Source organism: Ureibacillus galli (assembly GCF_014836845.1).
Taxonomy (GTDB): Bacteria; Bacillota; Bacilli; order Bacillales_A; family Planococcaceae; genus Ureibacillus; species Ureibacillus galli.
This window is the reverse complement of sequence record NZ_JACSQA010000049.1, coordinates 1-11,599: the sequence shown is the minus strand read 5'-3', so window position 1 is coordinate 11,599 and position 11,599 is coordinate 1. Positions and strand designations below refer to the sequence as shown.

Genomic DNA, 11,599 nt, shown 5'->3' with positions numbered 1-11,599 from the left:
AGCCATCTAATCGCCGCTTAAAATAGGTGGCGAACTCCCTTTTAATTAAACTGTCTACTTTATAGGGTTCAGTTCAATGTTTTATAGGCACCTCTTTTTTATCATTATTTTCTAGTAGGTATCCTTATTAGAACATTGGAATAAATACTAACTGTAAAGCAATATGTGTAAACATATGGGCAAACACTGCATATTCAAATCCTTTTTTCCAATAAAGATAACCGAACAATATGCCCCCAATACCGTTTAGTAAGAAACACCGTACAATTAATTCGATTGTTAAATCCCCAAATAACATCATTGTTGCAGGTAAATGACCCGCTGCAAATAATAAGGATGCAATTACAATCCCAATCCAATAGAAATAATTTGGTAAGCTTTGTTCATTTCGTCTAAACAATTTCATCATGAACCATACTAGTAAGCTCATGACGAACAATCTTAGCATAATTTCCTCGAACACTCCGCCATAGAAAATTCCTGTTAGTAAACCTATTGCTGAAAATTCAATCTGTGTCTGATTCATAATTTCTATATGGTATTGAAAATAAAATCGATCTGCCCCCACTAAAATAAAGGCCGTAATCACACCAAATCCTACTGCCATTAAAAGACTTTTAAAATTTATCTCTACCCTTTGTTTACTAAAGAATGCGTCTAAAATATTGAACTTAAAACCTACCTTCCTTGCTAGTTTTATCCCAATAAAAGATAAAACAAATGAAAAGATGGTAATTTGTAAGGAACTGATTATCGATAGCACATCAATAGATATAGGCAATGTCTTGATTAGCGTGTCGTATTGTTCTGGCAAGGTATTTTGCAAAGTTTCTAACTGATACCGTACTACTAAAAAACCACCGATTAAGCAGAGAAGTGCCAGTAATAATGAAATTTTTAAATCTATTTTTTTCACGGAAACTACACCTTCCCCCTATAACATGGAAATGATAAGAATAATGATTAACGGTAAAAGAACAATTAAGTAACCTATTGGATTTGCAAAATTAATTGTCCAACCTACACCAAAACGTTTTTCTACAAAAATGGATGGGTCGTTTTTGTTGAAGTAAAACATTCCACCTTTCCAATATTGATCTTCATCTACCTCCATAATATTGTCTTCGATTGTTCCTTCTAACCCCTTATCTGAGCGACCTACCTTTAATGCAAATACTAGTGATCCAACTAAAACAATAATTAAGAAAGCAAAAGGTAAAATAATTTTCACACTACCAGCTGCAAATTCTGGATGAATCGTTGTTAGTTGGAAAAAACTCATTAAAATTGTGCAAGCTAACATGACAAAGAACAGAAACCAACTTGAGTATTTTCTTAAAGTTAATTGACGATTTTTAGATGCAGCTAAATTGGATGCACTTAACTTAATGCCTGAATTTTTCGTAGCAAAATGTACTCCAAAAAACATTAATTGCATAATTAATAGAAGGAACGTATGTTGCATCGCTGAAAACGGAGTTTTTTCAGTAAAGGCATCCGGTTCTCCGCTTGGTCCCCAATGGGTCGGAATTTGCTGTGGTAAAATGTCATAGTTAAACATTGTATAGATCATTAATCCTAACGTCGAAATGATTGGTAATAAATAAACATACCACGGTAACATTTCATCTTCGTTTCTCACGGACAAATCAGTAACTTTCACTTGTTTTAAATGTTCTACCCATTTGTTTTGGATTTTTAATTGCTTCACTTTCCCATGATAATAAATATATAAAGATAAACTAATAAAAATAATCCCAAATTCCATTAACACACCAATCATAGCCATTTGTTCTTCCTTCGGTTCAGTTGTCAATGACCAAACCGAATAACCTGTCAGTAACACAATGGATAAAAGGGCTACACTAATTGCATATTGCTTTTTCAACTTTTTAATTGTCCCATCGTTAATGTATTGTTCTGGTATTGTTACACCAAATACAACCGTCTTCTTAACCAAATATGGAACAACGATTTGAGTAACTGCAATAAAAAAAGTAATGATAAGAAAAACTACAAACGCCATGTTATTTCCTCCTTTATCTTTCCTTCATTTCTTCCATAATGGAAAAAATCAACTGTTGAATTTGTTCTTTTTTTACTCCTAATACGAGCGCTTCTGCAATAATAGGTTTTATTTCAGAATGTATTCTTTCGTTCATTTCATTAGTAACTTGTTTACTTGGGGAAATAATCGCACCGGATTTAGGAACAATTTTAATAATTCCTTTCTTTTCTAATTCATGGTAGCTTTTGTTTACCGTATGCATATTGACCCCTAAGTCTGCAGCAAATGCTCTTACGGATGGCAATGAATCTCCGTATTGTATGTCCCCTCGAGCAATCCCCTCGATTATTTGATTGGTTAGCTGTGTATAAATTGGGACATCTGAAGTTGTTTCAATTCGAATGATCACGAATTCCCCTCCAATCTGTTCTATACTTATTATAACAAAACTGTTCTATAATGTGTAGAACAAATTGGAAAATTTATAGGGGAAATTGCAAAAAAGGAGAAAGGCATACGCCTCCTCCTTCCTTCTATAATATTTCAGCTGTAATTATTTTACCCGAAACGATTTATAACCATTTCTAAAAATAAAAAAGAGATCACAAAACACCATTTTAAGTGTTTTTGTGACCCCAAAAAAATTCAAATCTTATTTATATGTTCTCGTACTTGCAACTGCTTTTTCCCAGCCGTCGACTAATTCTTTCCTTTTTGCCTCTTCCATTTTTGGCTCATAAGATTGATCAATCGCCCATTGGGAAGCAATTTCATCCTGACTTTCCCAGAAACCAACTGCTAATCCAGCTAAATATGCCGCACCTAGCGCTGTTGTTTCATTTACCTTTGGTACTTCTACCGGAACATTTAAAATATCACTTTGGAACTCCATTAAGAAACTATTCTTTACAGCTCCTCCATCAGCACGTAATGTTTTTAGTGAAATACCTGAATCCTTTTCCATTGCATCAAGAACAGCCTTAGTTTGATAAGCTAAAGATTCTACTGTAGCGCGGACGAAATGATCCTTCGTTGTTCCACGCGTCAAACCAAAAATTGCCCCTCTTGCTTCACTGTCCCAATAAGGCGTACCTAATCCTACAAAGGCAGGGACAACATAGACACCATCGGTCGAATCAACTCTTCTACAATATTGCTCACTATCTGCTGCATTATTGAACATTCTTAACCCGTCACGTAACCATTGAATGGCCGATCCGGCTACAAATATACTTCCTTCAAGTGCATATTCTACCTTGCCATTTAATCCCCAAGCTAATGTTGTTAATAATCCATGGGCGGATTTAACGGGTTTTTCTCCAGTGTTCATTAGCATGAAGCAGCCTGTTCCATAAGTGTTTTTCGCCATTCCTTTTTCAAAACACGCCTGCCCAAATAGAGCTGCTTGCTGATCTCCTGCTACACCTGCTATCGGGACTTCCTGACCAAAGAAATGTTCTTTGTCAGTAGTTGCATAAACGCTTGAGGATGGACAAACTTCAGGTAGCATTGATGATGGGATATCAAGGATTGATAGTAATTCTTCATCCCATTTTAAATCGTAAATGTTGTACATAAGTGTTCGAGATGCATTGGAATAATCGGTAACATGGGCTTTACCACCTGACAGTTTCCAAATTAACCAAGTATCAATTGTACCGAATAATAACTTTCCTTCGTTAGCTAGTTCCCTAGCCCCTTCCACATTATCTAAAATCCATTTCACTTTTGTACCTGAAAAGTATGCATCGATTAATAATCCCGTTTTAGAACGGAAAAGTTCATCATAACCATTGTTTTTCAGTTCCTCACAAATATCATTTGTTTGACGGGATTGCCAAACTATTGCATTGTAAACAGGGTTTCCTGTTTCTTTATTCCAAACAACCGTTGTTTCCCGTTGGTTCGTTATCCCTATCGCTGCTACCATCTCAGGAGAAACATCTGCTTCAGATAAGCAAGCAGCAATAACCGCTAAAACTGAACCTAAAATTTCATTGGCATTATGCTCAACCCAACCTGGATTTGGAAAGTGTTGAGTAAATTCTTTTTGGGCACTATGGACAATTTCCCCTTGTTTATTAAAAAGAATTGCTCTTGAACTCGTTGTTCCTTGATCGATCGATAAAATATATTTTTCCATTTTTCCGCTCCCACCTATCTAAATATCATTTTTTAACTATGTTTATATTTTATAGTCCTTCACTACTTGTTAAATTTTTAGGACTCATGAAGTAAGCAATTCCTAATACAAGTACCGTAACAATTAATACAACCCAAAATTCAGTCGTCATCGTATTATTAAATACTGCTTTATGGAATAACGCTCCCAATGAGCCTCCAAGCAATGGACCAACAACTGGAATCCATGAATATTTCCAATTAGACGATCCTTTCCCTGCAATCGGAAGAACTGCATGGGCGATACGTGGTCCTAAATCCCGGGCAGGATTAATCGCGTAACCTGTAGTACCTCCAAAGGCCATACCAATTGCAACGATGAGTAACCCTACTGCAATCGGATTCAATCCTTCTGTAAATTGACCTGCTCCTATAAATTGTAGACCTAGTAACAATACAAATGTTCCAATAATTTCACTTAAAAGATTGGAAAATGTGTGGGGTATAGCCGGTCCTGTTGAAAATACCCCTAATTTTGCACCCGGGTCCTTTGTTTCCTTCCAGTGCGGTAAATATTGAAGGAAAATAATACATGCTCCTAAAAATGCTCCAATTAACTGTCCAAGGATATATAACGGAACATCATTCCAAGCGAAATCACCAGTCCAAGCTAAACCTACAGTTACAGCTGGATTTAAATGAGCTCCACTAATACTTCCAACCGCATATACCCCTAATGTTACACCTAGCCCCCAAGCAATCGAAATCACTACCCAGCCAGCATCTTTTGCATAAGACTTCGTTAAATTGGCCCCTGCACAAACACCCGCTCCAAACAAAATTAAAATCATCGTCCCTAAAACTTCTCCCCAAAACGGTGACATCTTCAACATCTCCTTTGTATTAAAATAATAAAGAAACACCTTTTTATTATTTAAAATGATAAGGGCAATAAGTGTTTCTTTTTTGTACTCCAAACTTCGATAAAAGATGGAAACGCTATCATTTCTACTCATAATTACGCTTAAACAAATTTATTTATTCGTTAAGCAACAAAATAAAATTGGCGGCTTGTCCTATGTCTACTATTTAATAAGATACTCTCTTATTCTTAAAACAATCTACTATCTTAATAGGATAACGAGTAATATCTTGCTCTCTATTATACAATAAATCCTTTTATCTTTTGGATAATATTCTTCAAAACTAGTTCATTTTCTCCAATATCCCTTTTCTTTCTACAAAGTAATTAAACAACTGAATCGAATTTTATTTGATACGACAAACATTATTGTGTATAATCGATTTGTTTTAAAAAAATAAAATATTTGGGGGTTATAAAGAATTGGGTAAAGCATTGATTATTGGAGCTGGCGGTGTAGCTAGCGTAGTCGTACACAAATGTGTACAAAATTCAGAAGTGTTCGAGGAGATTATGATCGCTAGTCGAACTAAGTCAAAATGCGACGCTTTAAAGGAAAAATTAGACGGCGGTAAAACAATTATCCACACTGCACAAGTTGATGCGGATAATGTTAACGAACTTGTTGAATTAATCAATGGATTTAAACCAGATGTGGTAATTAACGTTGCTTTACCATATCAAGACTTAACAATTATGGATGCATGTTTAGAAACAGGTGTGCACTACGTTGATACTGCTAACTATGAGCCACCTGAAACAGCTAAATTTGAATATAAATGGCAATGGGCTTACAAAGAAAAATTTGAAAAAGCTGGTCTTACAGCTTTATTAGGTAGCGGATTTGATCCAGGTGTAACAGGTGTATTCTCTGCTTACGCTTTAAAACATCACTTCGATGAAATTCACTACATTGATATTTTAGATGCGAATGCAGGTGACCATGGTTATCCTTTCGCAACAAATTTCAACCCAGAAATTAACATTCGTGAAATTACTGCAAACGGACGTTATTGGAAAGATGGTCAATGGGTAGAAACTGAACCTTTAGAGTTTAAAGAAGTTTATAACTTCCCTGAAATTGGTCCTAAAGATATGTACCTTCTATATCATGAAGAACTTGAATCTTTAGCAAAAAACATTACAGGCATTAAACAAATCCGTTTCTGGATGACATTCTCTGAAAAATATTTAACTCATTTAAGAGTTTTAGAAAACGTAGGCATGACATCAATTGAACCAATCGAATTCGAAGGTCAAATGATTCAACCACTTCAATTCTTAAAAGCGGTTTTACCTGATCCAGCTTCCCTTGGACCTCGTACAAAAGGTAAAACAAATATCGGTTGTATTTTCCGTGGAATTAAAGATGGTAAAGAAAAAACTTACTATGTTTATAACGTATGTGACCACGAAGAATGTTACCGCGAAGTTGGTAGCCAAGCCATTTCTTACACAACTGGTGTACCAGCTATGATCGGCGCAATGCTAGTGATGAATGGTGAATGGCAAAAACCAGGTGTGTGGAACGTTGAAGAATTCAATCCAGATCCATTCATGGATGCTTTAAATAAATGGGGCTTACCATGGCAAGAAAGCCATAACCCAGAATTAGTGGACCTTAGCCTTGATAAAGAAGAGGCGAAATAAATGAATACGATTGATTGGAAAGCAGCACCGTCTCCAAGTTATGTGGTGGACGAGCGCTTGTTATTACGTAACTTAGAAATATTAAAATCTGTACAAGATCGTACAGGTTGTGATATTTTACTAGCACTTAAAGGGTTCTCAATGTTTTCGACATTCCCAATGGTGCGTCAATATTTAAAAGGAATCACATCCAGTTCTTTATTTGAAGCCCGTCTTGGTTACGAAGAATTTGGTAAAGAAGTCCATGCCTATGCACCCGCATACGCAGAACATGAAATTGATGAGTATTTAAAATATGTAGATCATATTGTTTTCAACTCTTTCGACCAATTAAACAAGTATAAAGAAAAAGTACAAAGTTTGGACAAGCACGTTTCGATCGGATTACGTGTAAACCCTGGTTATTCAGAAGTTGAAACACCACTTTATGACCCATGTTATATTAATTCTCGTCTTGGCATTCCTGTCGACTCATTCCGTCCAGATCAATTAGACGGTGTTGAAGGCATCCATTTCCATGCGATGTGTGAACAAGGTTCAGATGTATTGGAGCGTATTTTAGTACACTTCGAAGAAAAATACGGTGAATATTTACATCAAATGAAATGGATTAACTTCGGTGGTGGTCATCACATTACCCGTGAAGACTACGATGTCGATAAACTTGTATCATTAATTAACTACATGCAAGAAAAGTATGACGTGAAAGTTATTTTAGAACCGGGAGAAGCAATTGCTTTAAATACTGGTTACTTAGTAACGACTGTTCTAGATGTAGTGAAAAATGGAATGGAAATTGCCATTTTAGATACTTCTGCTACTTGTCATATGCCAGACGTATTAGAAATGCCTTACCGTCCCCAAATCATTGGTGCAAGTACACCAAATGACAAACCGTACACTTACCGTCTAGGTGGTATGACATGTCTTGCTGGTGACGTAATTGGTGACTACTCATTTGACAAACCGCTAAAAGCTGGAGACAAAATTGTATTTACCGATATGGCACACTATACAATGGTAAAAAACCATATGTTCAACGGGGTAAACTTACCAAGCATTTGTTTATATAACGAAAATGAAGGCGTAAAAGTCGTTCGTCAGTTTGGTTATGAAGACTACCGTAATAGATTATCTTAAAAAAGAAGCTAACTCAGATTTTTGAGTTAGCTTTTTTTAGCCACAAATTTCTCCTATTCTTCTAAGTACGTAGCCGAAAACAAAAAGGGTACATACCAGAATATTTCTGGCATGTACCCTCATTTTAATTCACTACTTGTTTCATCTGTTTTCCGAAGATCAATACAATAAGAAACATAACAAGCAAAATCCCTGATATAAATAGTAGAAAACTAAAGTGATGGATAAATTGAAGATATAATCCACCAACAGTTGGTCCTACTAAACTACCGACACTAAAGAAAATACCGCATAATAAATTTCCCGTCGGTAACAGAGCTTTCGGCGTTAGTTCCGCCATGTATGTGATCCCTAAAGAGAACATAGAACCTAAAAACATACCGGCCAGTAAAAATACTACCGCTATCACTAACTCAGAATGCTCAAACAAACTTCCAATTCCGAAAAATAAAGTCCCGGCTAAGAAAGTAATTAAAATAATTTTTCTTCGACCTATTTTATCGCCCAATATTCCTATTGGTACTTGAGTAATAATCCCACCGATTGAAAAGGCAGCTAATATTATTGATACCATAGGAACGTTAAATTCTTTTCTTAAAGCATAAACAGGGAATAGGGAATTTAATGAAGTTTCTAATACGCCATATACGAAAGGCGGTAAAAATGCTATCCATGCATATTTGAATGATAGTTTATATCGATGAAAACTTTTAACTTCCTTACTATCTCCAGTTAATGCTTCTGGTTTTTCATTATGAACAAAGAAAACAAAAGACCAAGCAATTAAACAAAGTACGGAAGACAAAATAAATGGGAACGTTTCAGATATTTTTATTAAGTTCACCATTAACGGTCCTACCGCAAATCCTACGCCAAAGGATAATCCATAAATGGACATCGTTTTTCCGATACTTTCAGCTGGTGATGTGCTTGTAAGCCATGTTTGAGTGGCAAAATGTAAACAGTGGTCTCCAATTCCAATTAACATTCGCAAAACAAACCAAAACATCACATTTTGCCATAAAGGAAACAGAAATAAAGAAACAAAAACAACCGCCCCGCCAATGATAATAATCGGCTTATAACCAAATTTACGTAGTGGCTTTTCGACAAATGGTGATATTAATAACGTTCCTATGTATAGACCTGTGGCATTTAATCCATTAAGAGCGGATGATACACCATCGCTTTCAAAAATAACCGAAATAAGTGGTAATAGCATACCTTGTGAGAAACCTGAGATTGATACAATTGCTACCAATATCCAAAATCTACGTTGCGCATATTTTTCAGATGCTATCATAATTTTCCTCCAACTAAATCTACAAACTAAGAATATGTTACCATAGGAGGGAATAAATAGCTTCAATATTTTAGCCTATAAAAAAACCTTAGTGACAGATTGCGCCACTAAGGTTTCTACAGTTCAGTTAACTCCATAATTGTTTGAATAAACTACGTTTCGGCATTCGACAGCCGAAAAATTGTTTAAACTCCCTCCTTCTTTTTCGTAGAGTGAGCATCTTCTTTTCGACCATCTCCTTTCGATTTGTTAAATATAATTTATCATATTAATTTAATTTTGTAAATATTCAGACTAATTTTATTTTTGTTCTGAATCCCCCTCCCCTTTCCACATAACATTTGAACATTCACAGTAAATTCGCTATGATGGTCATGACGAAAGAGGTGTAATTATGTCGAACCCTATTACCGATAAAAATAAACAAGTGAATTATTTAAAAGAGCGTCTTCAAATTTTTGTTGAAGTTTTAGATGCGATTGACCCTGAAACTGCAGATATTGAGGATATCGACAGACTCATTCAAATTATCGATGATGTTGAAGAAAAAATGGATCAATTCCATCACCGAAACGATTCAACACAAGAGTAAGTGAATGAATTCCATTGAAACCATCTGGAAAGATTCGGATGGTTTTTTATTAGTGGAAATTTCAAAATAATTTTAAAAAAATACTTTCGATTTTCAATATATTTTTATCAAACCTTAACATTCTATCTCTCTTTTTTTCGTGTAATGAAAAGAGTATAATAGAATTGGAGAGTAAATTTCTTAAATATTCTGGGGGGAATATAAATGTCTCAAGTAGCGACATCCTATTTACAAACATTAGAAAAAAGTCTTTATGACTTAGTGAGCGAAACATCCACTAATTTACCAGCAGACGTTCGCCGTGCGATTAAAAAAGCAAAAGAAGCTGAAAATGCCGGAACACGTGCTGCAATGAGCTTAGATACGATTACAAATAATATCGTTATGGCAGAAGATAACGTTTCACCTATTTGCCAAGATACAGGTCTACCTACATTTAAAGTTAAAACTCCAATCGGTGTTAATCAATTAGAAATTAAAGCCGCTATAAAAAACGCAATTGTTCAAGCAACTAGCGATGCTAAATTACGTCCAAATGCTGTTGATTCTTTAACTGGGAAAAACAGTGGAGATAATTTAGGAGAAGGACTTCCAGTTGTGAAATTTGAACAATGGGAGAAAGATTATATTGAAGTTAAATTAATTCTAAAAGGTGGCGGATGTGAAAATAAAAACATCCAATATAGTTTACCATGTGAATTAGAAGGTTTAGGTCGTGCTGGACGTGACTTAGATGGTATCCGTAAATGTATTTTACATTCTGTATGGCAAGCACAAGGACAAGGCTGTTCAGCTGGCTTTATCGGTGTTGGAATCGGTGGCGATCGTTCATCTGGATATGATCTTGCAAAAGAACAATTATTCCGTCCTGTTGATGATGTGAATCCAAATGCGGATTTAGCAAAATTAGAAGAATATATCGTTGAAAAAGCAAATACTTTCGGCGTTGGTACAATGGGCTTCGGTGGAGAAGCAACATTACTAGGTTGTAAAATTGGTGTTATGCACCGTATCCCTGCATCATTCTACGTATCAGTTGCTTATAACTGTTGGGCTTACCGTCGCATGGCCATCGACATTGATGCGACTACTGGTGAAATTAAAAAATGGCATTATCAAGAAGGAGAAAAAGTTACTTTCCGTGATGAGCCAAAAACAGAAACAAATTCAGAAAGCAAAGTAGTAGAACTTACTGCTCCAATTACTGAAGAACAAATTCGTGAACTTAAAGTAGGTGACGTTGTCAAAATTAACGGTCGCATGTACACAGGCCGTGATGCTATTCACCACCACTTAATGAGCCACGATGCACCTGTAGATTTAAATGGACAAATTATTTACCACTGTGGACCTGTAATGGCAAAAGACGAAAATGGTAACTGGACTGTTAAGGCTGCTGGTCCTACTACTTCAATTCGTGAGGAGCCTTACCAAGGTGACATTATGAAAAAATTCGGTATCCGTGCTGTTATCGGAAAAGGCGGTATGGGTCCTAAAACGCTTGCTGCCCTTCAAGAACATGGTGGTGTTTACTTGAACGCTATCGGTGGTGCGGCACAATACTATGCGGATTGCATTAAAAGTGTAGATGGCGTAGACTTACAAGAGTTCGGTATTCCAGAAGCAATGTGGCACTTAAATGTAGAAGGATTCACGGCTGTTGTAACAATGGACTCTCACGGTAACTCATTACATGCGGACGTTGAAAAATCTTCATTAGAAAAACTTTCCCAATATGCGGAAAGAGTGTTCTAATTAGTCCCATTTACATTAATAATTATTTTTCAAAGAGGCTGGGACAAAACCCACCTCTGAAATGAAAAGCCGGTGAAATTTTACGATAAGTAAAATTTCACCGGCTTT

The 11,599-nt window shown here is 35.8% G+C and carries 10 protein-coding genes; 4 read left to right on the top strand and 6 right to left on the bottom strand.

Features of this window, described 5'->3' with window-relative positions; translation table 11 throughout:
- Positions 1-127: 127 nt before the first annotated feature.
- The 5 genes from H9636_RS19415 to H9636_RS18465 all read right to left on the bottom strand — a co-directional run bounded on the left by H9636_RS19415 (position 128) and on the right by H9636_RS18465 (position 5,013).
- Entirely contained in the window at positions 128-916 is a 789-nt protein-coding gene (locus H9636_RS19415; protein ID WP_191709027.1) for a CPBP family intramembrane glutamic endopeptidase, read from the bottom strand.
- A gap of 18 nt (positions 917-934) precedes the next feature.
- On the bottom strand, positions 935-2,026 hold the full coding sequence (locus H9636_RS18480) for a DUF1648 domain-containing protein (protein WP_191709026.1): 1,092 nt from the start codon (positions 2,024-2,026) through the stop codon (positions 935-937).
- A 13-nt stretch (positions 2,027-2,039) separates the two neighbouring features.
- Entirely contained in the window at positions 2,040-2,417 is a 378-nt protein-coding gene (locus tag H9636_RS18475; protein WP_191709025.1) for a GntR family transcriptional regulator, read from the bottom strand.
- Positions 2,418-2,660: 243 nt separating this feature from the next.
- Entirely contained in the window at positions 2,661-4,151 is a 1,491-nt protein-coding gene (glpK, locus tag H9636_RS18470) for a glycerol kinase GlpK (RefSeq protein ID WP_191709024.1), read from the bottom strand.
- Between the two features lie 49 nt (positions 4,152-4,200).
- The gene (locus H9636_RS18465; protein ID WP_191709023.1) at positions 4,201-5,013 is read right to left on the bottom strand and encodes an MIP/aquaporin family protein; all 813 of its coding nucleotides are present in this window, start codon (positions 5,011-5,013) and stop codon (positions 4,201-4,203) included.
- A gap of 461 nt (positions 5,014-5,474) precedes the next feature.
- On the opposite strand from H9636_RS18465, the gene H9636_RS18460 reads away from it, so the two are divergent.
- The gene (locus H9636_RS18460) at positions 5,475-6,701 is read left to right on the top strand and encodes a saccharopine dehydrogenase family protein (RefSeq protein ID WP_191709022.1); all 1,227 of its coding nucleotides are present in this window, start codon (positions 5,475-5,477) and stop codon (positions 6,699-6,701) included.
- The gene (gene nspC / locus H9636_RS18455) at positions 6,702-7,841 is read left to right on the top strand and encodes a carboxynorspermidine decarboxylase (RefSeq protein ID WP_191709021.1); all 1,140 of its coding nucleotides are present in this window, start codon (positions 6,702-6,704) and stop codon (positions 7,839-7,841) included.
- A gap of 124 nt (positions 7,842-7,965) precedes the next feature.
- On the opposite strand, the gene H9636_RS18450 is transcribed toward nspC, so the two are convergent.
- Positions 7,966-9,144 (bottom strand): MFS transporter, encoded by a 1,179-nt coding sequence (locus H9636_RS18450; RefSeq protein WP_191709020.1) that lies wholly within the window; start codon positions 9,142-9,144, stop codon positions 7,966-7,968.
- Between the two features lie 394 nt (positions 9,145-9,538).
- Here H9636_RS18450 and H9636_RS18445 point away from each other — a divergent pair, with 394 nt between their 5' ends.
- Both H9636_RS18445 and H9636_RS18440 read left to right on the top strand, forming a co-directional pair.
- A complete protein-coding gene (locus H9636_RS18445) occupies positions 9,539-9,736 on the top strand; it encodes an SE1561 family protein (protein WP_191709019.1) in 198 nt (65 codons plus the stop codon).
- Between the two features lie 204 nt (positions 9,737-9,940).
- Entirely contained in the window at positions 9,941-11,491 is a 1,551-nt protein-coding gene (locus H9636_RS18440) for a fumarate hydratase (protein WP_191709018.1), read from the top strand.
- Positions 11,492-11,599: the final 108 nt, after the last annotated feature.